Origin of the sequence: Streptomyces sp. WM4235 (assembly GCF_001279725.1) — a bacterium.
Taxonomy (GTDB): Bacteria; Actinomycetota; Actinomycetes; order Streptomycetales; family Streptomycetaceae; genus Streptomyces.
Map to the genome: position 1 here is coordinate 41,087 of NZ_LGDE01000415.1, position 23,732 is coordinate 64,818.

The 23,732-nt window shown below is 73.7% G+C and carries 22 protein-coding genes; 12 read left to right on the forward strand and 10 right to left on the reverse strand.

What is annotated here, in order from left to right:
- The first annotated feature begins 91 nt into the window (after positions 1–91).
- Together ADK55_RS24095 and ADK55_RS24100 are read left to right on the forward strand one after the other, a co-directional pair.
- The gene (locus ADK55_RS24095; protein ID WP_053681868.1) at positions 92–1,378 is read left to right on the forward strand and encodes a streptophobe family protein; all 1,287 of its coding nucleotides are present in this window, start codon (positions 92–94) and stop codon (positions 1,376–1,378) included.
- A gap of 83 nt (positions 1,379–1,461) precedes the next feature.
- Positions 1,462–1,830, forward strand: coding sequence for a hypothetical protein (locus tag ADK55_RS24100; protein WP_053681869.1), 369 nt, complete (start codon positions 1,462–1,464; stop codon positions 1,828–1,830).
- A gap of 37 nt (positions 1,831–1,867) precedes the next feature.
- Here ADK55_RS24100 and ADK55_RS24105 read toward each other — a convergent pair whose 3' ends face one another.
- From ADK55_RS24105 to ADK55_RS24115, 3 genes are read right to left on the reverse strand one after another with little or no spacing between them, the layout of a single operon-like run.
- Complete coding sequence (locus ADK55_RS24105) at positions 1,868–2,881, reverse strand: serine/threonine-protein kinase (protein WP_053681870.1); 1,014 nt, start codon at positions 2,879–2,881, stop codon at positions 1,868–1,870.
- Positions 2,878–3,603, reverse strand: coding sequence for a hypothetical protein (locus ADK55_RS24110; RefSeq protein WP_053681871.1), 726 nt, complete (start codon positions 3,601–3,603; stop codon positions 2,878–2,880). The genes ADK55_RS24105 and ADK55_RS24110 overlap by 4 nt, the downstream gene beginning before the upstream one ends.
- Positions 3,604–3,608: 5 nt before the next feature.
- On the reverse strand, positions 3,609–6,086 hold the full coding sequence (locus ADK55_RS24115; protein ID WP_053681872.1) for an FHA domain-containing protein: 2,478 nt from the start codon (positions 6,084–6,086) through the stop codon (positions 3,609–3,611).
- A 151-nt stretch (positions 6,087–6,237) separates the two neighbouring features.
- On the opposite strand from ADK55_RS24115, the gene ADK55_RS24120 reads away from it, so the two are divergent.
- The 5 genes from ADK55_RS24120 to ADK55_RS24140 all read left to right on the forward strand — a co-directional run bounded on the left by ADK55_RS24120 (position 6,238) and on the right by ADK55_RS24140 (position 11,578).
- Complete coding sequence (locus ADK55_RS24120; protein WP_053681873.1) at positions 6,238–7,263, forward strand: cation diffusion facilitator family transporter; 1,026 nt, start codon at positions 6,238–6,240, stop codon at positions 7,261–7,263.
- A gap of 70 nt (positions 7,264–7,333) precedes the next feature.
- Positions 7,334–7,813, forward strand: a complete 480-nt coding sequence (locus tag ADK55_RS24125) for an NUDIX domain-containing protein (protein WP_053681874.1) — start codon at positions 7,334–7,336, stop codon at positions 7,811–7,813.
- Between the two features lie 48 nt (positions 7,814–7,861).
- Positions 7,862–9,115: a Tm-1-like ATP-binding domain-containing protein gene (locus ADK55_RS24130; RefSeq protein ID WP_053681875.1), complete on the forward strand. Its 1,254-nt coding sequence runs from the start codon at positions 7,862–7,864 to the stop codon at positions 9,113–9,115.
- A gap of 118 nt (positions 9,116–9,233) precedes the next feature.
- Positions 9,234–10,868, forward strand: a complete 1,635-nt coding sequence (locus ADK55_RS24135; RefSeq protein ID WP_053681876.1) for a serine/threonine-protein kinase — start codon at positions 9,234–9,236, stop codon at positions 10,866–10,868.
- The gene (locus ADK55_RS24140) at positions 10,865–11,578 is read left to right on the forward strand and encodes a hypothetical protein (protein WP_053681877.1); all 714 of its coding nucleotides are present in this window, start codon (positions 10,865–10,867) and stop codon (positions 11,576–11,578) included. Before ADK55_RS24135 ends, ADK55_RS24140 begins: the two co-directional genes overlap by 4 nt.
- A 108-nt stretch (positions 11,579–11,686) precedes the next feature.
- On the opposite strand, the gene ADK55_RS24145 is transcribed toward ADK55_RS24140, so the two are convergent.
- The gene (locus ADK55_RS24145) at positions 11,687–12,976 is read right to left on the reverse strand and encodes an ATP-binding protein (RefSeq protein WP_053681878.1); all 1,290 of its coding nucleotides are present in this window, start codon (positions 12,974–12,976) and stop codon (positions 11,687–11,689) included.
- A gap of 204 nt (positions 12,977–13,180) precedes the next feature.
- On the reverse strand, positions 13,181–13,984 hold the full coding sequence (locus ADK55_RS24150; protein ID WP_053681879.1) for an alpha/beta hydrolase: 804 nt from the start codon (positions 13,982–13,984) through the stop codon (positions 13,181–13,183).
- A 302-nt stretch (positions 13,985–14,286) separates the two neighbouring features.
- On the opposite strand from ADK55_RS24150, the gene ADK55_RS24155 reads away from it, so the two are divergent.
- Positions 14,287–15,063, forward strand: a complete 777-nt coding sequence (locus ADK55_RS24155) for a trypsin-like serine peptidase (RefSeq protein ID WP_063839602.1) — start codon at positions 14,287–14,289, stop codon at positions 15,061–15,063.
- A 40-nt stretch (positions 15,064–15,103) separates the two neighbouring features.
- Here the strand turns inward: ADK55_RS24155 and ADK55_RS24160 are convergent, their stop codons facing one another.
- The 4 genes from ADK55_RS24160 to ADK55_RS24175 form a co-directional block, all read right to left on the reverse strand.
- A complete protein-coding gene (locus ADK55_RS24160; RefSeq protein WP_053681881.1) occupies positions 15,104–15,412 on the reverse strand; it encodes a hypothetical protein in 309 nt (102 codons plus the stop codon).
- Positions 15,405–15,929, reverse strand: coding sequence for an NUDIX hydrolase (locus ADK55_RS24165; protein WP_053681882.1), 525 nt, complete (start codon positions 15,927–15,929; stop codon positions 15,405–15,407). Before ADK55_RS24165 ends, ADK55_RS24160 begins: the two co-directional genes overlap by 8 nt.
- A 122-nt stretch (positions 15,930–16,051) precedes the next feature.
- A complete protein-coding gene (gene lnt, locus ADK55_RS24170; protein ID WP_053681883.1) occupies positions 16,052–17,710 on the reverse strand; it encodes an apolipoprotein N-acyltransferase in 1,659 nt (552 codons plus the stop codon).
- A gap of 44 nt (positions 17,711–17,754) precedes the next feature.
- Positions 17,755–18,270, reverse strand: a complete 516-nt coding sequence (locus ADK55_RS24175) for a hypothetical protein (protein WP_078999338.1) — start codon at positions 18,268–18,270, stop codon at positions 17,755–17,757.
- Between the two features lie 328 nt (positions 18,271–18,598).
- Between ADK55_RS24175 and ADK55_RS24180 the strand changes: the two genes are divergently transcribed.
- On the forward strand, positions 18,599–19,573 hold the full coding sequence (locus ADK55_RS24180) for an ADP-ribosylglycohydrolase family protein (protein ID WP_053681884.1): 975 nt from the start codon (positions 18,599–18,601) through the stop codon (positions 19,571–19,573).
- A gap of 42 nt (positions 19,574–19,615) precedes the next feature.
- On the opposite strand, the gene ADK55_RS24185 is transcribed toward ADK55_RS24180, so the two are convergent.
- A complete protein-coding gene (locus ADK55_RS24185; protein ID WP_053681885.1) occupies positions 19,616–20,410 on the reverse strand; it encodes a glutamate racemase in 795 nt (264 codons plus the stop codon).
- A 210-nt stretch (positions 20,411–20,620) separates the two neighbouring features.
- Between ADK55_RS24185 and ADK55_RS24190 the strand changes: the two genes are divergently transcribed.
- The 3 genes from ADK55_RS24190 to ADK55_RS24200 all read left to right on the forward strand — a co-directional run bounded on the left by ADK55_RS24190 (position 20,621) and on the right by ADK55_RS24200 (position 23,452).
- Positions 20,621–21,793 carry a glycosyltransferase gene (locus tag ADK55_RS24190; RefSeq protein ID WP_053681886.1) on the forward strand — a complete coding sequence of 391 codons (1,173 nt, stop codon included), beginning with the start codon at positions 20,621–20,623 and terminating at the stop codon, positions 21,791–21,793.
- 246 nt (positions 21,794–22,039) lie between these two features.
- Positions 22,040–22,543: a DUF6643 family protein gene (locus tag ADK55_RS24195; RefSeq protein ID WP_053681887.1), complete on the forward strand. Its 504-nt coding sequence runs from the start codon at positions 22,040–22,042 to the stop codon at positions 22,541–22,543.
- Between the two features lie 81 nt (positions 22,544–22,624).
- The gene (locus ADK55_RS24200; protein ID WP_053681888.1) at positions 22,625–23,452 is read left to right on the forward strand and encodes an MOSC domain-containing protein; all 828 of its coding nucleotides are present in this window, start codon (positions 22,625–22,627) and stop codon (positions 23,450–23,452) included.
- Positions 23,453–23,732: the final 280 nt, after the last annotated feature.

The window sequence follows — 23,732 nt, forward strand, 5'->3', positions numbered from 1 at the left end:
ACGGAAATCTCCGGATTTCTTGCGCTCCTGCGGACCATTGTGTGGGGCCTCCCGGTGGTGGCCGCAAGCCGAGGGTGCCTACCGTTGTCGGGTGAGCCGAACGTCAGCAACGACCTCCGGTGGCTCCGCACGGGCCTGGCGTGACGCCCTCGCCGCCGTCGTGGCGGGCTTCGTGGTGATGATCGTGATCGCCGCGGCGGGACTGGCCTGTGCGGGTGCGGGCGACCTCCCGGAGGGCGCGTTCCCCCGGGTGGTCGCGGCCGTGGTCGTGATGGCGGCCGGCGGCTCGATCGGGGTGTCGGGCGGCGCCGGGTTCCTGGCCGAGGCCGACGTGAACCTGTCCGTGCTCCCGCTCTCGGTGACCCTGGCCGGCGCCCTGACGGTCGGCCTCTGCTTCCTGCGCCCCCTGCACAACCGGGCGGTGGCCCACCCGCGCGAACTGCTCGGACGGGTCGTGCCGTTGGTGGTGCTGTGGCTGCTCGCGCTCCTCGGCGTCGCCCTGGTCGCCAGGCAGGACTTCGGGATCTCCACGGGCGACTCCCCCGTCGGGGAGATCGGCGAACTCCTCGACGCGGCCCCGACGGTGGGCTTCCGGGCCGAGGTGCCGGCCACGCTGTTCTTCGGACTGCTTTGGATCCTGGGCTTGTTGGCGATCACCCTGCTGGTTTCCCGGCGTGCGCCGTTGCCCGCCGCCCTGGTGCGCTTCCACACGGCCGTGCGCCCGGCCGCCTTCGCCACGGTCGTGCTGCTGCTGGCGTACGTGGCGATCGGCGTGGTCGCCGGTCTGGTGGTGGCCGCCACCCGGGGGGACGTCGCACAGACGTTCGCGGTGATCCTGTTGGGCCTGCCGAACCTGGCCTGGCTCGCGCTGACCCTGGGCTTCGGCGGGTCCTGGGAGGGCCGCGTGGACGGGCCGTTCGGGCTGCCGATGCCGCGGTTGTTGGACCAGGCGCTGCGCGGCCCCGACCTGTCCACGGTGGACGTCGCCTCGCTCGCGGAACACGATTCCCGGGCGTGGTGGCTGGTTCCGGTGGCCGCCGTCCTGCTGCTGGGCACCGGTGTGCTGGCGGCCGTACGCTCCCCCGCGCACGTCCGGGCGCGGCAGCACGCCCTGCACCTGGCGGTGGCCCTGGCGCTGGCGACGTTGGCGGTGTGCCTGACGGCCTCCGTCCGGGCCGAGTTCGGTCTGTCGCTGCTCGGGATCGGCGACGCGGGCGGTCTCGGGGGCAAGGTCGAGCTCAGCGCGCACCTGTGGCGCAACGTCGGTCTGGGACTGTTGTGGGGCGCCGTGGCGGGCTTCCTCGGCGCCCTGGTGGCCCGCCCCCTGCGCCGCCGCGGCCGAGTGGGCGACCCTGATCCCCGCGGGGAGCGACGCTGAACCCGGCAACCGATGGGCCGTACGGGTGAAGAGCGGGATATCGGTTCATCGGGGCATCGTTTCTGCATGCCAACCTCACCTCCGTGAACACGTTTAAAGGCCTGTTCCGGCCGCTCCACGCCGGCGGCCTGCTTGCCGTCTCCGCCGTCGCCCTGACCCTGTCCACCGCCCTCCCCACGGAGGCGACGACCGGCACCCGCTACCTGGCCGGTCCGGTCGGCGTGCAGGACGCCACGCCCCGCAAGGTCTCCGGGAGCGCGGTCTACTGTCCCGACGGCATGCTCGTACAGTCCGGCGGCTACTCCCTGGAGAACGGTCGGACCGGCCCCGTCCTCGCCAGCCACCCGGTCGCCGGTCCGCACGGGCGCAAGGGCTGGTACGCCTCGGCCTCGCACGCGGACGTCCGGGCGTACGTGCTCTGCCTGCCCGTCCCCGGCGCGGACGGACCCTGACCCGGTCCGGCGGACGGGCTCCCTCACCGCGACGGCGTCAGGCCCGCTCCCGCGGTCGGAAGACGGGCAGCGCCCAGCGCGGCGGCGGGGGCGCCGGTTCCGTCTCCCCCGGCGCCGGGGCGTCGACGGGCGGCGCCGAAGCCGTTCGGGTGGGCGGGCGCCGACCGGCCGCCTGTCCTTCCTCCCCGGCCCGGCGCAGCGCCGCAGTGAACTCCAGGCAGGTGCTCCAGCGTTCCTCCGGCGACTTGGCCAGGGCCTTCGCCAGTACGTCGTCCACCGCGGCCGGCAGGTCCGGCCGCTCCGCGCTCACCGGTGGCGGCGGGTCGTACTGGTGGGCCCACAGCAGGGCCATGTCGTCGTCCCGCCGGAAAGGTGGTCCACCGGCCAGCATCTCGTGGACGACGCACCCCAGGCCGTAGACGTCGCACCGCCCGTCCACCGGCTTGCCGGAGATCTGTTCCGGCGCCACGTAGTCCAGCGTTCCGACGAACTGTCCGACGCTCGTGAACCCGGTCAGCGACAGGGACTTCTTCGTCAGCCCGAAGTCCGTCAGGTACACGTGCTCGGGGTGCTCGCTGTCGGTGCCCTCCGCGACCAGGATGTTGCCGGGTTTGACGTCCCGGTGGACCAGGTCGTGGTCGTGGGCCGCGTCCAGGGCCGAGGCCACCTGGCCGGCGATCCGCGCGGCCGTCGCCACCGGCAGCGGGCCGGTGCGGTCCAGCATCGCCCGCAGGTCCTGTCCGGCGACGTGGCGCATGGCGATGTACAGCAGACCGTCGGCCTCGCCCGCCTCGAAGACGGGAACGATGTGGGGATGGTCGAGGGACGCCGCCACCCTCGACTCGTGCGCGAACCGCTGTCGGAACGTGTCGTTGCGGGCCAACTCGGGTGCCAGCAGCTTCAGTGCCACGACGCGGTCGAGGCGCAGGTCCCGCGCCCGGTAGACGACGGCCATGCCTCCGCGTCCGATCTCGTCCTCCAACCGGTACCCGGCGATCCGTGTCCCCGGCGCGGCCGGTCGACCTCCCGGGGTGTCCGCGGCGGACGTCACCGGCCACCGTCCCCGGGTGTGTCGACGATCCGCGTCGGCTCGTGTCCGTCCGCCGGGCCGGTGGGTGCCTCGCCCGGACCGTCGCCCGCCGAGGCCGCCCGTTCGCCGGACGTGGGCTCGGGCGCGGTCGCTTGTTCGCCGGGCGCGGGTCCGGGCGTGGGCGCGTCGGCCGCCTGTCCGTCGGACTCCGGGGTCTCGGCCGGCGGCTGCGGGCCGGGGGCCGCGCCCGGTTCCGAGACGACGGCGTACGTCGCCCGCCGGGTCCCGTCGCCGTACATCCACCGCCCGGCCGTCTCGTCGTAGAGCCAGATCTCCGCCCCGTCGAGCACCACCCCGGCGCGCAGGCCCCGGGTCGCCCGCCGGAAGCCGTCGGCGTCCGTCCGGCCGGAGGCGAGTTCGTCGGCGGCCCGGCGGTAGCGCTCCAGGGCCTCGACGCCGCGGGCGAGGACCGGTCGGGGGTCCTCGGCGCGGGAGAGGGGGCGTCCCGCCGTGGGCGGCGGCTGCGGGACGACGACCAGCAGTCGCCCGTCCACCCAGGCGGACCAGCCGTTGGCGCAGAGGATCTCCGCCCATTCGCCGCGCCGGGACAGCAGTTGCACCGGCAGGAAGGCGTCCAGGGCGGCGGTGGGCCGGGAGACGTCCGGTGCCTCCCAGGCGGGCAGGCCGTCCCGGGGCACGACGTGGGTGGGCCGGAAGTCGGCGACGCCTTCGGGGCTCGTCACGCGGCCTACTTCCGCATGATGGCGGGTTCGTGGCGCCGCAGCAGCCGGGAGACCAGTACGCCGAACAGTACGGACAGCACGACCAGCATCCCGAGGTTCAGCAGCCACACGCCGACGGTGTGCGCGAACAGCGGGTCGTCGGTGAGGGGGCCGGGCACGATCGCGCCCAGGTCGATGGTGCCCGCCATCGCGCCGAGCGCCCAGCGGGAGGGCACCAGCCAGGACAGCTGTTGGATCACCGGCACCCCGTCCAGTTGCAGGAGCGCCCCGCAGAAGACCACCTGGACGATGGCGAGGAGGACCAGCAGCGGCATGGTGACCTCCTCCTTCCTGACCAGGGCGGAGACCAGCAGGCCGAGCATCATCGCGGTGAACGACAGCAGGGCGACGGCGAGCGTGATCTCGATCAGCGGCGGCATGAGGACGCCCTTGCCGCCGGGGGCGCCGAGGTTCACGCCCAACAGGGCGACGAGCGTCAGCACGACGGCCTGGGCCACCGTGATCGCGCCCAGGACCACCACCTTGGACATCAGGTAGGCGGAGCGGGACAGTCCCACCGCGCGTTCGCGCTGGTAGATGGTCCGTTCCTTGACCAGTTCGCGCACCGCGTTGGCGGCGCCGGTGAGCACGCCTCCCACGCACAGGATGAGCAGGGCGTTGATCGCCGTCTCCTGGGTGAGGCGGCTGCCGGCCAGGGCGCGGGCCATGGCGCCCATCACGAACGGCAGCGCGATCATGATGGCGAGGAAGGTCCGGTCCGCGCTCAGCGCCGCCGCGTACCGCCGGACCAGCGTGGAGAGCTGGGAGCCCCAGCTCTGCGCCTTGGGCGGAGGGGCGACGAAACCGGCCGGTCCGGGTCTGCCGTCCGCGACCGGGGGCCGGGTGGCGGCCCCGCGCACGTACCTGCGGTACAGGGGGGATGCCGCGTACTCGGCCGCCCAGTCGCGGTCCTGTTGGTTCTCGAAGGCCTCGAAGGCTTCGGGCCACTGCTCGTAGCCGAAGAAGGCAAGGGTCTCGTCGGGCGGTCCGAAGTAGGCGACGCGCCCGCCGGGGGCGAGGACGAGCAGCCGGTCACAGACGTCGAGGCTGAGCACGCTGTGGGTGACGACGATGACGGTGCGGCCGTCGTCGGCGAGGCCGCGCAGCATGTGCATGACGGAGCGGTCCATCCCGGGGTCGAGACCGGAGGTGGGTTCGTCGAGGAAGAGCAGGGAGGGTTTGGTCAGCAGTTCCAGGGCGACGGACACCCGCTTGCGCTGGCCGCCGGAGAGGCTGTGGATGGACTGGTCGGCGCGCTGTCCGAGGCCGAGCTCACCGATCACCTCGTCCACCCGCGCCTGGCGTTCCGCCTTCTCGGTGTCCTGGGGGAAGCGCAGTTCGGCGGCGTAGGTCAGGGCGCGGCGCACCGTGAGCTGGGCGTGCAGGATGTCGTCCTGCGGCACGAGGCCGATGCGGCTGCGGAGTTCGGCGTAGTCGCGGTACAGGTCGCGCCCGTCGTACAGGACGGTGCCCTGGTCGGCGGGGCGCAGGCCGGTGAGGGCGCCGAGCAGGGTGGATTTGCCGGCGCCGCTGGGGCCGACGACGGCGAGCAGGCATTTGGCGCCGACGGGGAAGGAGACGTGGTCGAGGAGGACCTTGCGGCCGTGGTCGACCGCGACGGCGAGGTCCTGGACGTCGAGGGAGACCTCTCCGGTGTCCACGTACTCCTGGAGTTGGTCGCCGACCAGGCAGAAGGCGGTGTGCCCGATGCCGACGATGTCGCCCTCGGCGATCGGCGCGCGCTCGACGCGGGCGCCGTTCAGGTAGGTGCCGTTGTGGCTGGCGAGGTCGACGATCTCGTACGTGCCGTCCGCGAGCGCCCGCAGCTCGGCGTGGCGTCGGGAGACGACGAGGTCGTCGACGACGAGGTCGTTGTCCGAGGCCCGCCCGATGCGTACGGCGGTCCGCGCGGGCAGCGGGCGGACCGACGTCGGCCGGGCGAAGGTGCCGGTCAGCCCGGGGTGTGACACGGAGGACGGCCGCGAGGTCCCGCCGGCGGACCCGGTGGGCGCCAGGTACGCCGAAGGCCACGCGGGGGTGGCGGACGGCGCGGGGGCGGACGGGGCCGGTGCGGGCGCGGATGAGGCGGGGGTCGCCGCCGGCTCGGCGGATTTGGCAGGCGGCTTGGGGCCGAGCAGGAGGGCGCGCGGGCCGTCGTCGACGCTCCCGAAACGCAGTTCGCTGCCGGCGCCGATGTTCCAGGCGTGGATGCGGTGGCCGTCGGCCCAGGTGCCGTTGGTGCTGTTCTCGTCCTCGACGGTCCAGTGGTCGCCTTCGGCGCGCAGCACGGCGTGGTGCCAGGAGACGCGGGCGTCGTCGAGGCAGATCTCGCAGAGGGGGTCCCGACCGACGTGGTAGGTCCGGACCGGGCTCATCGCGGTGGAGCCCCCGGCCGTTTCCAGAACGAGTTCGGGTGCGGTCGGCACACCGGGGCGCTGGACCATGGTCAGATTTTCCCACGATCCGACCGGCTCGGCATAACCGCAGGTCAGGGCGCCCTTAAGGGTAATGACAACGGTCCCCGTTGCAGCCTTTGCCCATCTCCGAAAGGTGCGCTTCACTTCACGCGTCGGAACCGAACAAACGGGGGACGCCATGACCGGGCACGACCACGCGAAGGATCACACCCACGCCCAAGGCGGCCACGCCCACGGCGGACACAGCCACGGGGTCGACCCGAACGCCGATCGCCGCTGGCTGGCCATCGCCCTCGCGCTGATCGCGGGCTTCATGGCCGTCGAGGTGGTCATCGGCGTCATGGCGCACTCCCTGGCGCTGATCTCCGACGCCGCGCACATGCTGACGGACGCCGTCTCGATCGCCCTCGCGCTGATCGCGATGCGGCTCGCCGCCCGGCCGGCGCGCGGTGGGTTCACGTACGGCCTCAAGCGCGCCGAGATACTCTCCGCCCAGGCCAACGGCCTCACCCTGCTCCTGCTGGCGGTCTGGTTGGCGTACGAGGCGGTGCGCAGGCTGCTCGACCCACCGCCGGTGGAGGGCGGACTCGTCCTGGTGACGGCGCTCGCGGGCATCGTCGTGAACGTGGCGGCGGCCTGGTGCATCTCGAAGGCGAACCGCTCCTCCCTGGCGGTCGAGGGCGCCTACCAGCACGTGCTGAACGACCTGTTCGCCTTCATCGGCACCGCCGTGGCCGGCCTGATCGTGCTCACCACCGGTTTCGTCCAGGCCGACGCCATCGCCTCGCTCGTGGTGGTGGCGCTGATGGTCAAGGCGGGCTACGGACTGGTCCGCGAGTCGGGTCGGATCCTCCTGGAGGCCGCTCCGGCCGGCACGGACCCGGACGCGGTCGGCGACCGGCTCGTCGGGCAGCCGCCGGTGACCGAGGTCCACGACCTGCACATCTGGACCATCACCTCGGGTCAGGCGGCGCTCTCCGCGCACGTCCTGGTGGAACCGGCGGGCGACTGCCACGCCGTGCGCCGTGACCTGGAAGCACTGCTGGAGAAGGAGTACGGGATCACGCACACCACCCTCCAGGTGGACCACGCGCAGGACGCGCTGCTCTCGGTCGGGCGGCGACCGGGCGAGGCCCCGGCGGGCGACTCGCACTGCGCGGACGCGCACGGTCCGGTCCACCGCGAGGGTCCGCACGACCACTGACGGTCCGGTGGTCGGGACCACTGACGGTCCGGTGGTGCCGACACCCCATACGCGGGGCATGGATAGCGGCATGGCACAGAAACGAAGCGCCGGTCTGCTCCTCTTCCGTCGGGCCGGCGAAGAGGAGACCGACATCGAGGTCCTGCTCGGGCACATGGGCGGGCCACTGTGGGACCGGCGCGGCGACGCCGGGACCTGGGCGATCCCCAAGGGCGAGTACGGCCCGGAGGAGACCCCCCGCGACGCGGCCCGCCGGGAGTTCACCGAGGAGATCGGCCTGCCGCCCCCGGAGGGCCCGTACCTGCCCCTGGGGGAGATCCGGATGCCGAGCGGGAAGCTGGTGACGATCTGGGCGGTGCGGGCGGACCTGGATCCGGCCCTCATGGTGCCCGGGACGTTCACGATGGAGTGGCCGCCGCACTCGGGACGGATCGGCGAGTTCCCGGAACTGGACAGGGTGGCCTGGTTCCCTCCGGCAGTGGCCGAATCCAAGTTGATTCCCGGCCAAGTGCCTTTTCTGGAGCGGCTGTTGGTGCTTCTGAAGGGTTGACCCGACCTTGACTTGCCAATAAAGCCCACCTGCGTGGACATTGCACATATGACGAGCGTCGTGCTGGTGGGGACCCTGGACACCAAGGGTGTGGAGTACGGCTGGTTGCGCGAGAGACTGCTGCGCGCCGGCGTCGAGGTGGTACTGGTCGACACGGGGATCATGGACGAGCCCCGGGTGCCGGCGGACGTGCCGCGCGAGGTGGTCGCGCGGGCCGCGGGAACGGAACTCGCGGACCTGCGGGCCGCCGCCGACCGGGGGTCGGCCGTCACCGCGATGGCCGCCGGGGCGGAAGCGACCCTCCTGCGCCTGCACGCCGAGGGCCGGCTGCAGGGGGTGCTCGCGATCGGCGGCAGCGGCGGGACGTCCATCGCGACCCGGGCCATGCGGGCGCTCCCGCTGGGCGTGCCGAAGGTGATGGTCTCCTCGATGGCGTCCGGGGACGTCGCCCCGTACGTCGGATCCTCGGACATCACCATGATGTACAGCGTCGTGGACATAGCGGGGATCAACCGCATCTCCGCTCCCGTGCTCGCCAACGCGGTGGAGGCGGTCGCCGCGATGGCCGGGGGCTTCGCCCGCGATGGCCGGGAGCGCGGCCCGACCCGGCTCGGGGCGGGTGGGCGGCCGCTGATCGCGGCGAGCATGGCCGGCGTGACCACGATCGGCGTGGACGCGGCCCGGGAACGACTGACCGAGCTGGGCTACGAGGTGCTGGTCTTCCACGTCAGCGGCACGGGCGGCCGGACCCTGGAGAAGCTGGCGGGTCAGGGGATCTTCGCGGGGGTGCTGGACCTCACGCTGAGCGAGCTGGCCGACGACCTGTGCGGGGGCATCCTCACGGCGGGCCCCGATCGGCTCAGCGCGGCCGGTCGTGCCGGGATTCCGCAGGTGGTGAGCCTGGGCGCGCTGGACATGGTGAAGTTCGGCCCCTTGGAGAGCCTGCCCGAACGTGCCCGGTACCGGCGGGTGCGCCTGCACAATCCCTCGATCACGGTGATCCGTACGACCGCGTCCGAGTGCGCCGAACTGGGCCGGCGGGTCGCGGTCAAGCTGCGGTCGGCCACCGGTCCCGCGGCCGTGTGCGTCCCATTGCGCGGACTGTCCACGCTCGGCGCGCCGGGCGGCCCCTACCATGACCCCTGTGCGGACGGGGCGCTGTTCTCGGCTCTGCGCGAGGGATTGCGGGGCAGTGCCGCCCGGCTGTACGACTACGACACCCACATCAACGACCCGGCGTTCGGCCGGGGCGCGGCCGACCGACTGCACGCCATGATCGGCGCGGAGCGGGCGGCGGCCTGACACCCGTTCGAGACACCCCCGCGAGGTTGGGAACCAGCCGTGGCGGAAACCGTGTCCCTGGTGGTGGCCGGTCGGGGGACGACCGGAACCGGGCGCGACGCCATGGGCGGGGGGAACGATGAACGACGTGTGGACCGTACCGGGGTACACCCAGGTCCGGGAGCTCGGTGCGGGCGGCAGCGGCCGTGTGGTTCTCGCCGTGCACGGCGCGACGGGCACGGCGGTCGCGGTGAAGTACCTCGGTGACCGGCTGCGCGAGGACCCCGCCTTCGTCCGTGAGTTCCGCGCGGAGGCCCGGCTGCTGGGCGGGCTGCGCTCGCCGTACGTGGTCGGTCTGTACGAGTACGTGGAGGCGCCCGGCGGCGCCGCGATCGTCATGGAACTGGTCGACGGGATCTCCCTGCGCGCCCTGCTGAAGCGGTCCGGCCGGGCGGACGCCGAGGCCGCGCTGGTGGTGCTGAAGGGGTCCCTGCTGGGCCTGGCCGCGGCGCACCGGGCGGGGGTGGTCCACCGGGACTACAAGCCGGAGAACGTGCTGGTCTCGCCGGACGGTTCGTCGAAATTGGTGGACTTCGGGATCGCGGCGGGGCGCGGCACCACGCCCGGCGTGGCGGGCACGCCCGCGTACATGGCCCCCGAGCAGTGGCAGGGACGGCCGGCCTCCCCCGCGGCCGACGTGTACGCGGCGACGGCGACGTTCTTCGAGTGCCTCACGGGGCGCAAGCCCTTCGACGGGACCAACTTCGCGGAGTTGGCGGTCCAGCACATCGAGGCGCCCGTACCGGAGACGGAGGCCCCGGAACCGGTGCGTCCGCTGATTCGGCGCGGTCTGGCCAAGGAGCCCGAGCGGCGGCCGGAGAACGCCGAGGCGTTCGTCGCGGAGTTGGAGGGCGTGGCGCTGGCCGCGTACGGGCCCGACTGGGAGGAGCGCGGGCAGCGCAAGCTGGCGGCGCTGGCGGCGCTGCTGCCCTTGCTGTTCCCCTCGGCGGGCGCGCCGGCCGCCGGTACCACCGCGCTGGCGACGACCGCCCTGAAGCCGCCCCCGAGGAGCCTGCTGCCGGGTCGGCGGGGAGCGCTCGCGGCGGGTGCGGTGCTGGTGGTGGGGGCGCTGTTGATGTTCACGTACGACGCGGTCGGCGGCGAGCCGGACGGCGCGGCGGCGCTGAGCGCGTTCGCGACGACCAGCCCGGGTGCGCCGACGGCTTCGCCGGCTCCCGGTCCGAGCCCGTCGGGTTCCCCTTCGGCGTCGGTGTCGGTGTCGCCGTCCGCGAGTCCCTCGGCGTCCGTGTCCCCGTCCGTCTCGGCCTCGACGTCCGCGAGCCCCGGCGCGAGCGACACCCCGACGCCGACCCCCACACCGACCGTCACCGAGCCGACCCCGACGCCCACTCCCACGCCGACCCCCACACCGACGCCGACTCCGACTCCGACTCCGGTGGTCGTCTCGGGGGTGTCCGTCACCCTGTCCGCCGCCCCGAGCGCCGGTCGGGCGACCGTGTCCCTGAAGGTGCGGGGCGGACCGGCGACGGTGACCATCGAGTGGTTCCGCGGCGACAGCCCGGGCGACCTGCGCTCGCCGGACGGCGCGGACTCCGTCGCCGTCGAGGCCGGGACGGGTCCGGTGACGCGGTCCCACGCCCTCGCGCGGGTCGGCGGCTGCTACTTGAGCGCGCGTGTCACCACCAAACCGACGTCCGGCAAGGTGGCCGTCGACTCGATCTTCATCCCCAGGTGTCAGGACGTGCCGCGATGAGCGATGCCCGCGCTCCCGAGGGAGACGACTACAGCGCCACCGTCCTCGGCAGCCACTGGTTCAGCGGCCCGCCCGCGGACCCCGCCGACGAACCGGCGACACGGCGGCTCGACGGCACACCCGACTCCGGCCCCGACACGCGGCGGCTCGACGAACCGGACACGAAACGGTTCGACACCCCGCAGACCACCCCCGGAGCGGTGCCCGACCGGATCGAGGGATCGGTCCTGCGGTTCGGGCCCGGGGTGACGGCTGCCGTCCCCGCGCCGTTCCCGGTGGTCGTCGGGACCGCGGTGGGCACCCCGCGCCGCCGCGGTGGGCAGTGGCGTCGGTACACCCTGGCCGCCGTGGTGCTGGTCGCGGTGCTCGCGTACCTGGGCTGGCAGCGCTTCGGGCCGGCCGTCGAGGTCCGGGACGTGGCGGTCAGCACCGATCCGAAGGGGCCTGGCTGCGATTCCGCCGCCGACGTGGTGGCGCTCGTACGGACCGACGGGCGCCCGGGGACGCTCGCGTACCGCTGGCTCCGCAGCGACGGCACGCGCTCGGAGCGGCTCACCGAGCGGGTGCCGAGCGGGCAGCGGGAGGTCTCGCTGCATCTGCTGTGGACGTTCCAGGGCGCGGGGACCTACCCGGCGCGGGCCGAGATCGAGCTGCTGTCGCCCTCGCGGCACACGGCCTCGGTGGAGTTCACGTACCGCTGCCGCCCCTGAGGCGCGCGACCGGGGCGGTCCCGCCGGTTCCTACGGCCGGCGTGGTCGTGGCCGTCCGGCCGAAGCTCCGGCGCCGGTCCCCGGTCCCCGGTCAACGCGCCGGCCGGCCTAGAACCGGGCGTGCGCGGTGATGTCCGCCGCGAACTCCCCCGTCATCGCCGGGGTCACCGAGGGCCGGCACTGGGCGACCGCCGAGAGGTAGTCCTCGGTGCTCGCGCCGGGCTGCGCCGCCGACGCGCCCCGGGTGCCCACGGCTTCCAGGTCCCGTTCGAAGGACGCCTGCGCGGCCGCCCGGGCCGCGTGCTCGATGTCGGCCGGGGTGAACAGTTCGCTCGCCTCCACCAGGGCCGCGACGTCGACGTCCGCCCGACCGGCCGTGTGCCGCGACCACATCGCGGCGCGGGCGCCGGCGTCGGGGGTGCCGATGGGGATCAGGTAGTCGAAGCGGCCGGGGCGCAGGAAGGCGGGGTCGAGGGAGCGGACGGAGTTGGTCGCACAGACCAGCAGCCTTTCGTCGCCCTCCCGGAAGCCCGGTATCAGCTTGAGCAGTTCGTTGGTCACCCCGTGGATGCCGCCGGGCTGCGCGGGCTCGGTGCGTACGGGGGCGATCTCCTCGACCTCGTCGATGAAGACGAGGACGCGTTCGAGTTCGGCGATGCGGGCGAAGGCGTCGCGCAGCGCGGCGGCGAGGTTCCCCTCGTCCGCGAGGCGGGAGGGCAGCAGTTCCACGAAGGGCCAGCCGAGTCGGGAGGCGATGGCGCGGGCGAAGGTGGTCTTGCCGGTGCCGGGGGGTCCGAAGAGGGCGATGGCGCGCGGTGGCCGTACCCCGTGCGCGGCGGCCCGTTCGGGTTCGGCGAGCGGCAGGACCACGCGGCGCTCGATGAGGTCCTTCTCCTTCTCCATGCCGGCGACCTTGGTCCACAGGTCGTTCGGCAGGAACCGGCCGCCGAGGTCGTCGAGGAGTCCGGCGGCCGGTCCGTGCAGCGGCTCGGTCTTCTCGAAGTAGGCGACGGCGGGCTGGCGGGTGTAGCCGGCGTTGAGCAGGCCTTCGCCGAGCAGGTCCTCCTCGGGCAGGACGTAGGCGATCCGGCCGACGCGGGCGGCGATGAGGCGGCGCTCCAGTTCGACGAGGAGGGCGCTGGCCAGGCCCCGGCCGCGCCAGCCGGCGGCGATGGCGATCCGCATCACCCAGGCCCGCTCGCCGGTGACGCAGGCCAGGGCCGCGCCGATGGGGACGCCCTGGTGGACGGCGACCACGCAGGGCTGCCGGTCGGTGAGGGCGCTGATGCACTCGGCGAGCGAGAAGACCGACTCCTGGCCGAGTTCGGCCGTGGTGTCGATCAGGTGCACCACCGCTGCGAGATCGCTCTCGCGGTAGTCGTGGATGAGCCAGTTCACCGGGTACCGCCCCTCGTTTCGTGCTCCTGCGGCGAGGCTAGGGGCGGCGGGGCCCGACGATCACGCTCCGTCGTGCACAACAGGCGTACGGGAAACCCTCCGTGTCGTCCATAGACCGGGCGGGTGCGCCGTCGGATCCCACCGGGGTCCCGGGTTCTTTCATGGCATCCCACGGAAACGACCGCCGCGCGGCCGGTCGCGAGGTCAGTGGGTGTGGGAGTCCAGCCAGCCGAGCGAGGTGCGGGCCAGGTCCGGCCAGCCGTGGTCGACGGTCAGGGAGTGGCCCCGGTCCTCGAAGCACTGGTACTCGGTGGTGGCGCGGGAGTCCCGGTACTGCGTGTAGGTGGAGCGGGTCAGCACGTCCGGGACGGTGTGGTCGAGGCGGCCGGACAGCAGGAGCAGCGGGCCGCGGGTCTCGTTGTCGGTGTTCACCCGGGCGGCGGAGTGCGGGACGAAGTTGCCGAGCGCCAACTGGAACAGGGGGCGGGCCGGGCTCGGGATCGTCCACTCGTCGTACAGCTCGGCGGACTCGCGCTCGGAGACCGCGTTGGCGAAGCCGTAGCGGAACTGCTCGGTGTTCAGCGACACGGCGTGCTTGATGTTCACGGGGTCGCGCAGGAAGGCGAAGGTCGATTTCGCCTGCGCCGGGGCGATGGCCTTCACTCCTTTGATCTGGCCGGGGCACACGGCCACGGCCGCCGATCCGAGGCCTTGGCCTAGCAGGTGCTGGGCGATGAAACCGCCCACCGAGTGCCCGACGAGCACCGGCGCGGTGGGCAGCGCGCGGATGACCCGGGCGTGCGCCTCGGAGATCTCGGCCAGCCCGACCCCGGCCTGGTCGCCGGGGCGCCGGCGGGCCTCGGTGACGGTGGCGGGGACCCCGGGCCACTCGGGGAGGATCGGCTCGAATCCCGCGTCGAGGAAGGCCTCGGCCCAGGCCTGCCAGCTCGTGGAGTGCAACCAGAGCCCGTGGATGAACACCACGGGCGTGCGGTGCGGTGTGGTCATGGCGGGACACCTCCTGGGACCCCCGGCGCCTCTGCCAGTCTCGCCCCGGCCGGGAGGGGACGCCTGCGGAGCCCTCGTCGGCACAAGGCGGAGCCCTCGACGAGCCGGCGGGGCCCTCCTCGCGGGCCCCGTTCTCACGAGCGGGATCGTCGAGGAGCCCGGATCCTGGATGGACCCGGATCGCCGAGCGACCGGGCTTCGCGAGGTGGTTCGTCCGGTTGGTTCGTCCGGGTCCGGCATTCACAGCGGATTCATATGGAACTTCGGGCTCCGGACACAGTCTCGAAGGGCAGGCTCGATACATGATCCATCGCGTGCTCCCCCGACAGACCGGCCGCGCCCGCGCCCTGCGGGCCTCACGGATCGCGCTCGCGCTGGCCGCCATGGGCGCGCTGCTGGGCATCGACCTGCCCGACGCGACGGTCGTGACGCCCGCGGGCGTCACGGCGCGGGCCGTCCCCGACCGGACGGCGGACCGGGTGGGCGCGCTGTTCGCGGGCGGGCTGGACGGCGGCCACTTCTGCACCGCTGCCGTGGTGCGCAGCGCCGGCCGCGACGTGATCGCCACCGCCGCGCACTGTCTGGACCACCCGGAGTCCACGGTGTTCGCACCGGGTTACCGCGACGGGCGTGCCCCGTTCGGCGTATGGAAGCTCACCGATGTGCACGTGGCCCCGGGCTGGACGAGCGACGAGGACCCGGACGAGGACATAGCCTTCGCCTCGGTCACACCGGTGGACGGCGGGACCGAGGCGATCGAGGACGTGGTGGGCGGGTTCCCCGTGGCGGCCGAACAGCCGGACGACGTGTCGGTGACCATCGTCGGCTATCCGAGCACCGAGGACGCGCCGCTGCGCTGCGCCAACGACACCTCACTGTTCTCCGACACCCAGCGCCGCATCGACTGCCCGGACCTCAGCGGCGGCACCAGTGGCAGCCCCTGGCTGGCGAACGGCGCGCTGGCCGGGGTGCTCGGCGGCCACGAGGGCGGTGGCACGGTGCCGGACGTCTCGTACAGCGCGGTGGTGGGAGACCAGGCGCTGGAGCTGTACCGGGAGGCCGCGGTCCCGGCGGGCTGACCGCTCCTCGACCCGGCTCCGGACTCCCGCGCCGCCACGACTACGCGCCGGGTCCGTCCGCGAAGTCCTCCGGATCCCTCTCGCGCAACCGGCGTACCCGGTTGTCCAGCAGGTGCGCCGCCTGCCGGTCCCCGCAGTCGAACTCCTCGCCGATCCGGTGCAGGGCCTGGATGCGACGCCCCTCGCGGATGAGGTGGTCGATCCGGGACCAACGGGACTCCGGGTCGTACGCCGGCCTCTTCAGGGAGTCCACCTCGGCCCTCAGCAGCGCCACCTCGCGCAGTGCGGCGTCGCGCTCGGCACGGGTGCGCTCCAGTGCGGCGCGCAGCCCCCCGGACTCGTCACTCATCGCCCACCTCGTGCGCGGGCCCGCTCGACGCGGCCGTCAGTGCCTCGGACGGGGCCTCGAACCAGGTCGGCTCGTCGGTCAGGGCGCGGTGGATGCGGTCCAGGCCGAAGTCGTCCAGCGGGGGCAGGGCGTCCAGCGCGAACCAGGCCACTTCCAGTGACTCGTTGTCGTTGGCGCGGGCCTGGCCGCCGGTGGCCCGGCAGCGGAAGGTGATGTCCTGGAACTGGCAGACGTCCCCGTTCGGGTACACGATCGGCTGGAGCATCTGGACCAGGACGACCCGTTCGGGGACGCAGTGCACGGCCGTCTCCTCGAAGACCTCCCGTACCGCCGTCTCCGCCGGCTGCTCGTCGGGCTCGGCGATGCCGCCGATCACGGCCCACTGGCCGGTGTCGACCCGGCGGCCCAGCAGCACCCGGCCCAGGTCGTCGAAGACGATCGCGGTGACCCCGGGCAGCAGGAGCAGCTGGTGCCCGGCGGTGGCCCGGATCGCGCGGATGAAATCAGGTGTGGTCATGACCCGACCCTACGAGGCGACGGCCGTCCCGCCCGGACGGATCATGTCGGCGGGGCCCGCGGTGCCGGGCGCGGCGGGCCCGGCGGGATCCGATGGAGACGACCTGGCGCGGTGCCCGGCCGTCACACCGCCCGGCGGGCCCGGACGCGGCGTACGAGGACCCATCCGAGGCCGCCCGCGGCGAGCAGGAGCAGCGCGTACTCGGTCAGCGGCCCGAAGCGGGTGGCCGGGGTCTGCGTGGAGCGCAGCGGGACCTTCTCCACCAGCGCGTCGGCGGTGAACATCTTCGTCTGGCGGACGACCGTTCCGTCGGGCCGGATGACGGCGCTGACGCCGCTGGTGACGGGCACGAGCACGGTGCGGCTGTGCTCGACGGCGCGGACGCGGTCCATGGCGAGCTGCTGGTAGGTCATCTGGGAGCGGCCGAAGGTGGCGTTGTTGCTCGGTACGGCGATGACCTGCGCCCCGGCGCGGACGGTGGAGCGGACGGCGTCGTCGAAGGCGGCCTCGTAGCAGGTGACCATGCCGACCCGGCTGCCCGCCATGTCGAAGACGCCGGGGTCCTTGCCGGGGCCGAAGTCGCGGCGGACCCGGTCCACGTCCTTGCTGAAGATCCGGATGACGGAGCGCATGGGCATGCGCTCGCCGAAGGGTTGGATCTTGCGCTTGTCGTAGGTCTGGGTGGGGCCCTTGGCAGGGTCCCAGAGGATCATCGTGTTGCGCAGGGGGCCGGTCGGCGGCGCGATGACGGAGCCGATCGCGACGGGGACGCCGATGCGCTTGACGGCGTTGTCGATGACGTCGTGGGCGTCGCGCTCGGCGTAGGGGTCGATGTCGGAGGAGTTCTCCGGCCAGACCACGAAGTCGGGCTGCTCGGCGCGGCCCGCCTTGACGTCGTCGGCGAGCTTGAGCGTGCGGTTGGCGTGGTTGTCCAGGACGGCACGGCGCTGCGAGTTGAAGTCGAAGCCGGCGCGGGGGACGTTGCCCTGGATGACGGCGGCCACCGAGGTGCCGTCCTCGGCCGCGTCCGACACGAGCGGGCGGGCCGCGAGGGCCGCGCCGATCGGCGCGACGACGGCGAGCAGGGCGAGGGCCACCGTGGTGCGGCGGGGGTCGCGGCGGGCGACGCGCGCGACCTCGTACAGGCCGAATCCGCACAGGGCGACCGCGAAGGACAGCAGCGGGGTGCCACCGAGCGCGGCGAGCGGGAGGAGGAAGCCGTCGGCCTGGCCGAAGGCGAGCTTGCCCCAGGAGAAGCCGCCGAAGGGGACTCGGGAGCGCAGCGCCTCGGCGGCCACCCAGATGGCGGCGGCCCAGAGCGCCCGGCCGGGGAGCTTGCCGACGAGGGCGATGCCGAGCCCGGCGAGACCGAGCAGCAGCGCTTCGAGGGTGGCGAGGGCCAGCCACGGGACGGGGCCGACCTCCTCACCGGTCCAGGACAGCAGCGGGACGAGGTAGCCGAGGCCGAAGAGGAAGCCGAGGCCGAAGCCGGCTCGGGCGCGGCGGCCGTGCAGGCAGCCGGCCAGCAGGGCGAGGGCGAACGGCGCCAGCCACCACAGGGGGCGGGGCGGGAAACTCGCGTAGAGCAGCAGTCCGGCGAGGACCGCGATCAGGGAGCGCGTCTGCCACGGGGCCTTGCGGGCACCGGCGAGCACGGTCCGCGACAGGCGGGCGGCCGTCCACTTCCCGTCGTCGGGACCACCGGGGTTCGCGTCGGCCGCGGCTGCCGCGGTGGAGGGGGAGGGATCGTTCCCGGCCGCGCGGGTGACACTGCTGCTCATCTGGCGGAGTGTACGTCCCCGCGCGCGCGAAGCGGGTGACCGGCTCAGTGGGCCAGGGCACGCAGGTGGGTGCGGATGACCCGGACCGCGTTCTCGGCGTCGTCGACGGTGACCGTGAACAGTTTCCCGTCGCCCAGGCGCAGCTCCACGCCCTCGCCGCGGCGGACGACGACGGCGGTGCCCTTGTCGGGGCGCCAGCGGTAGCCCCAGCCGCCCCACTGCTGCGGGGTGATCTGCGCCACGAACTCGGCGGAGGTCACCTCGGACAGCGGGATGGTGCGACGCGGCAGCCCGATGTGGCCACAGCGCACCTCCATGGCCCGGGAGTCGACGGTGACGGCCACGTGGACGAAGGCGAGGGTCCCGAAGAGAACGAGCAGACCCACCGCGAGACAGCCGATCACAGCCATGAGCAGGGGGACGATGCCCGCCGTCCACGCGTAGTCGACGGCGAGTTCGATGCCCAGCGCGAGGCACGCCGCACCGATGCCGGCGAGCAGCCACTGTGCGCGGTTGGAGGCGCGGCCCGTCCAGAGCGGACCCGGGGGGTGACCCGTCATGTGTAGCAGCGTACTCACGTTCCGCACGCGCGCCACCGTCTCTCCGCCGCCCGGTTCGACGGCGTCGCCCCCGGGCGGGCCGGTCGATCGGTCTCCCACCTCGGCGAACGCCTCAGCCGGGCACCGCGGCGGCGCCCGGCCCCCACGATCACCACAGCCGTGGTACTCCACCTGTGGCACCCACGGTCGTGGTGGGCCGACCAGGTGAATCGGGAGCGAAGGAGCACTGCGTTCAGCGGTACCGGAGCCGCCGGGCCGGGCCGGAGGACCCGGGGGGTTTCACCCGCGGCCTGCTGGACAGCATCTGCCCCGACGAACAGGAGGCATCGTGACCGGTCGGCTCGATCGTGCGGTGGGAGCGGTGCTGGGCTCGGCCGCGGGGGACGCGCTCGGCGCGCCCTTCGAGTTCGGCCCCGCCGGTGAACTGGCGGCGCGCGGGAAGGAGATGGCCGGGGGCGGTGGATGGGACCCGGGCGAGGCGACCGACGACACGCAGATGGCGGTGCTCGTCGGCGAGTCCCTGCTGGAACACGGCGGGCTCGAACTCCCCGACGTCTTCGCGAGGTTCCGGCGCTGGGCGGCCGGGCGACCCAAGGACATCGGGCTCCAGACGGAGGACGTGCTGACGAACGGCGCGTCGTGGGACCTGGCCGCCGCCCTGCACTTCCAGGTCAACTCACGGGCGGCGGGCAACGGTTCGCTGATGCGCGCGGCCACCTCGGCGGTGTACTTCGCGGCCGCCGGGCGGGAGGCCACCATGGACGCGGCCCGGCGGATCGCGGCCCTCACGCACGGCGACCGCGCCGCCTGGGAGGGCACCGCCGTCCTGCACGAACTGGTACGGGTGGCCCTGGACGGGGCCGATCCGCTGGCCGCGCTGCCCGCGACACTCGACGCGGTGCACCCGGACCACCGGGAACGCTACGGGCGCGTACTCGCCCCGGACTGGCACCCGGACCTGGCCACCGAGTTCAACGGGGCCGTGTGGCCCTGCCTCGGCTCGGCGGTGTGGGCTCTGCGGACCACCTCGGGGTTCCCCGAGGCCGTGCGCGCCGCGGTGAACCTGGGCGGGGACACCGACACCGTCGCGGCGGTCACCGGAGCGCTGGCCGGCGCCCGGTACGGCCGGGGGGCGATCCCGGACGCCTGGACCGGGCCCCTGCACGTACCGATGCCCGGCTACGGGGACCGCACCCTCGACGCGGCCGGGCTCCGGGACCTGGCCCTGCGACTGGCGGACGCCGGCCCGGGCGCCGAGAGCCCCGACGTCGTCCCGCCGACGGCCGCGGGCCGGCCTCACTGACCTTCCGGGCCTTCGGGCCGCCCGGGCGGGCGGCCCGCGCGGTCACTGACCGACGGTCGCGCCCGTCCCGGCGAAGAGTCGACCCTCGGCGTAGCCGAGCACCTCGGCGGGCAGCTCCGAGGGACGTCCGCTGAGCAGCACGGTCAGACCGCCCGTGCGGGGCAGACCCGGCTCGGGGCGGGCGCCGATGCGGCGCAGCGCCTGACCGGCGACGGCTTCTGCGGACCCGTGGAACACGAACCCGTTCCCGCCGGTGCGCTCGATCAGGGCGGCCCGGATGGGCGCCTCCACCAACTCGTAGTGCGTACAGCCGAGGACCACGTCCGTGACGTCGGGCGGGGTCAGCGCGGCGGCCGCGGCGACGGTGCGCGCGACGGCTTCCTCGTCGGCGTACTGCACGGCGTCGGCCAGCCCCGGGCAGGGCACCTCGGTGACCGGGACACCGGCGGCGAACGCGCGGATCAGGTCGCGCTGGTAGGGGCTGCCCGTGGTGGCGGGGGTGGCCCAGATGGCCACGCGACCGCCGGCGGAGGCCGCCGGCTTGATCGCGGGGACCGTGCCGATGACCGGGATACCCGGCTCCAGCGCGGCCCGCAGGGCGGGCAGGCTGTGCACGGACGCGGTGTTGCAGGCCACGATCAGCGCGTCCGGCCGGAGCGCGGCGGCGGCCCGGGCCACGTCCAGGGCCCGCCCGGTGAGGTCGGCGGGGGTGCGCGGACCCCACGGCATCCCGTCGGGGTCCGAAGACAGCACCAGATCGGCGTCCGGCCGCAGCCGGCGCATCGCGGCGGCCGCCGCGAGGAGGCCGATTCCCGAGTCCATGAGCGCGATCTTCACTTGGTCACCTTAATCGACGCCCCCCTCGAACCCGACCTCCACGCCCCACGACGCCGGGCCCGGGGCCGCCCCGGCGCCCGTTCCCGGCGGCGGGCTCCACACCGGCCGCGGCACCCTTCCGGCGGGCCGGGACGGTCCCGGGCCCGCCTCCGCGGGGCGCCACGCCCCGAAGTGCGCGACACGCACCGCGGGTTTCGACACACTGCGGCCATGGGCCTCCTCCTCACCGCCGCGTACGTCTCCCTCGCCGCCTGGCTCTGGCTCGCCCTCGCCCAGGGCATGTTCTGGCGCACCGACGTCCGGCTCCCCCGGCGCACCGACCCCGCGCACTGGCCGTCGGTCGCGATCGTCGTCCCGGCCCGGGACGAGGCGCGGGTGCTCCCGCTCAGCCTCCCGTCCCTGATCGCCCAGGACTATCCGGGTGCCGCCGAGATCTTCCTGGTCGACGACGGCAGCACCGATGGCACCGCCGATCTCGCCCGGCGCCTGGCGGGCGAGCAGCCGGGGCTCGCTCTGACGGTCCTCTCCCCCGGCGAACCGGAACCGGGGTGGACCGGCAAACTGTGGGCCCTGCGCCACGGCATCGGGCAGGCCCGCACGGCCCGCACCGCGGAGCCGGACTTCCTCCTGCTCACCGACGCCGACATCGCCCACGAGCCCGACAGCCTCCGCGAGCTCGTCGCCGCCGCGACCTCCGCGGACCTCGACCTGGTCTCACAGATGGCCCGGTTGCGGGTGACGAGCCCGTGGGAACGCCTCGTCGTCCCCGCCTTCGTGTACTTCTTCGCACAGCTCTACCCGTTCCGGTGGGTCAACCGCCCCGGCGGCCGGACCGCCGCCGCCGCCGGCGGGTGCGTGTTGCTCCGTACCGCGACCGCCGTACGCGCCGGCGTCCCCGACTCCATCCGACAGGCCGTCATCGACGACGTGTCGCTCGCCCGCGCCGTGCGTCGGTCCGGCGGCAGGATCTGGTTGGGGCTGGCGGAGCGGGTGGACAGCGTGCGCCCGTACCCCGCGCTGGGCGATCTGTGGCGGATGGTCTCGCGCAGCGCGTACACCCAACTGCGCCACCAGCCGCTGCTGCTGGCCGGCGCGGTGGTCGGCCTGACGGTGGTCTACCTCGTCCCGCCCGTGGCCCTCGTCGTGGGACTGGCAGCCGCGCACCCCGCCCCGGCGTGGGCGGGCGGTCTCGCCTGGCTGCTGATGGCGGGCACCTACCTGCCGATGCTGCGCTACTACCGGCAGTCGGCCGCCTTGGCCCCGCTGCTTCCTTTCACGGCGCTGCTCTACCTCCTGATGACCGTGGACTCCGCCGTCCTGCACCACCGGGGTCGCGGGGCGGCCTGGAAAGGTCGCACCTATGCCCGTCCGACCGACGCCTGAACCGACCGGGCCCCACCTGAAAGCGTGTCATCCGAGGTCATCGCGTTGTGACGGAACGTCAGCACCACATGGGTGCACCGCACAACCGGTCGGTACGAGTAGCAGCAAGTCGGGGCGGAAGTGGCGAATCGTGCACGCGGAGGTGAAGTGAAGCCTGTGGCTCTGACCTGCGAATATGCAGGTCAGGGCGGTGTTGGTCACACCTCGCTATGGACCCGGTGAAGTCGTGGGCTTAACTTAGGTCCCATGACCTCCCCCCGCTCCACTTATGGCGGCGGTTACTACTCCGCGCCCTCCTTCCCGGACACCCCCATCTACGACTCCCTCGTCGCCGAACGCGGCACCCCGCAGATCGCGCCGATCCGTGTCCCGGCCCAGTACGACTCTCCGAGTGCCGGTTATTCGAGCGGTGGGTACCTGCCGGCCCTCCCGTCCGCCCTGCCCGCCCTGCCGCCCGCACCGCAGCAGCAGCAGGCTCCGGCGTACGGGTACCCGTACCAGCAGCAGTCCGCACCGCAGCAGATGCCCGTGCCGTTGCAGCAGGCGCCCGCGCCGTACATCCCGCAGCAGCAGCCCGTCGCCTCGCGTCCGGTGTACGCGCAGCAGCAGCCGCAGCAGCCCCGTCCGGTCGCCACGGGCACCGGGTACGAGGCCATGCGCCCGGCGGCTCCCAGGCCGATGCAGGCACCCGTGCAGGCCACCTCGTACGAGGACCCGTACGGCCGCCAGTACCAGGGGCGCGGCTACTGACCGGTCCTGCCGGAGGTCGGGTGATCGGCGCCGCACGGCGCTGACCTGGGGACGCGTGAGGGCGGCCGGTAAAATGCCCTCATGCCGACCCTGTATGTCCATTCGCTCCATGTCCATCCCGTCAAGTCGGTGGCGGGGATCGCTCCCGACGAGGTGGCCGTGGAGCCCTGGGGTCTGTCCGGTGACCGCCGCTGGGCCGTGGTCGACGTCGAGGGTTCGGTCGTCACCCAACGGCAGCAGCCCCGGCTGGCCTTGGCTTCCTCGCGTCCGCTCGCGGCCGGCCGGATCGTGCTGTCCGCGCCCGGAATGGCGGACCTGACGGTGGAGGTGCCGGAGCCGGGGCCGCTGGAGCCGGTCGTGCTGTTCGGCAAGAAGATCGAGACGGTGGTCGCCGCCGGCGAGGCCGGCGACTGGCTCAGCGCCTTCCTCGGGATGCCCGTCCGGCTGGTGCACCTCGACGATCCGGCCGTCCGACGCCCGGTGGACCCGGACTACGCGCTGCCCGGCGAGACCGTGAGCCTGGCCGACGCCTATCCGCTGTTGATCACCACCCTGGCCTCGCTGGAGGCCCTGAACGAGCTGATCGCCCGCGGGGACCATCCCGAGGAGGGGCCGCTGCCGATGAACCGGTTCCGGCCGAGCCTGGTGGTGGCGGGTGGCGGGGCCTGGGCCGAGGACGGCTGGCGACGGATCGCGGTGGGCGACACCGCCGTGTTCCGGGGAGTGCGGGAATGCGGGCGGTGCGTCGTCACGACCACCGACCAGCGGACGGCGACGCGGGGCAAGGAGCCCCTCAAGACCCTGGCCCGACACCGGCGGATCGGGAAGTCCCTCGCTTTCGGACGGCAGGTGGCGCCGGTGGCACTGGGCACGGTGCGCGTGGGCGACGAGGTCCGCGTCCTGGAGTGAGCACGCCGACCACGACCGGGCCGGGGTGACCGTCCGGGCCGGGGTGACCGTCCGGACCGGTGCCGCCGGAACTACACCTTCGAGGGGCTCGACCCGCCCCACGGAACCAACCGGCCCGGCGGGGCCGTTGAATGACTCGGGACGGGTGACACCGAACGGCCGGCGCACGGGGGACGTGCACCGGATCGGGTGACCACATGTCCGCGCGTCCCGGAATGCGCGTCCACCGGGCATGCGGGAGGCTTGGACGCGCAGACAGACGGAGGCAAGGGGGTGCCGG

What these genes read in the sequence shown, in the direction of transcription:
- ADK55_RS24200 (WP_053681888.1), top strand. Translation starts at nt 22,625, where the DNA reads ATGCCGACCCTGTATGTCCATTCGCTCCATGTCCATCCCGTCAAGTCG.
- ADK55_RS24165 (WP_053681882.1), bottom strand. Translation starts at nt 15,929, where the DNA reads ATGACCACACCTGATTTCATCCGCGCGATCCGGGCCACCGCCGGGCAC.
- ADK55_RS24190 (WP_053681886.1), top strand. Translation starts at nt 20,621, where the DNA reads ATGGGCCTCCTCCTCACCGCCGCGTACGTCTCCCTCGCCGCCTGGCTC.
- ADK55_RS24140 (WP_053681877.1), top strand. Translation starts at nt 10,865, where the DNA reads ATGAGCGATGCCCGCGCTCCCGAGGGAGACGACTACAGCGCCACCGTC.
- ADK55_RS24150 (WP_053681879.1), bottom strand. Translation starts at nt 13,984, where the DNA reads ATGACCACACCGCACCGCACGCCCGTGGTGTTCATCCACGGGCTCTGG.
- ADK55_RS24155 (WP_063839602.1), top strand. Translation starts at nt 14,287, where the DNA reads ATGATCCATCGCGTGCTCCCCCGACAGACCGGCCGCGCCCGCGCCCTG.
- ADK55_RS24195 (WP_053681887.1), top strand. Translation starts at nt 22,040, where the DNA reads ATGACCTCCCCCCGCTCCACTTATGGCGGCGGTTACTACTCCGCGCCC.
- ADK55_RS24115 (WP_053681872.1), bottom strand. Translation starts at nt 6,086, where the DNA reads ATGGTCCAGCGCCCCGGTGTGCCGACCGCACCCGAACTCGTTCTGGAA.
- ADK55_RS24125 (WP_053681874.1), top strand. Translation starts at nt 7,334, where the DNA reads ATGGCACAGAAACGAAGCGCCGGTCTGCTCCTCTTCCGTCGGGCCGGC.
- ADK55_RS24120 (WP_053681873.1), top strand. Translation starts at nt 6,238, where the DNA reads ATGACCGGGCACGACCACGCGAAGGATCACACCCACGCCCAAGGCGGC.
- lnt (WP_053681883.1), bottom strand. Translation starts at nt 17,710, where the DNA reads ATGAGCAGCAGTGTCACCCGCGCGGCCGGGAACGATCCCTCCCCCTCC.
- ADK55_RS24135 (WP_053681876.1), top strand. Translation starts at nt 9,234, where the DNA reads ATGAACGACGTGTGGACCGTACCGGGGTACACCCAGGTCCGGGAGCTC.
- ADK55_RS24175 (WP_078999338.1), bottom strand. Translation starts at nt 18,270, where the DNA reads ATGACGGGTCACCCCCCGGGTCCGCTCTGGACGGGCCGCGCCTCCAAC.
- ADK55_RS24160 (WP_053681881.1), bottom strand. Translation starts at nt 15,412, where the DNA reads ATGAGTGACGAGTCCGGGGGGCTGCGCGCCGCACTGGAGCGCACCCGT.
- ADK55_RS24130 (WP_053681875.1), top strand. Translation starts at nt 7,862, where the DNA reads ATGACGAGCGTCGTGCTGGTGGGGACCCTGGACACCAAGGGTGTGGAG.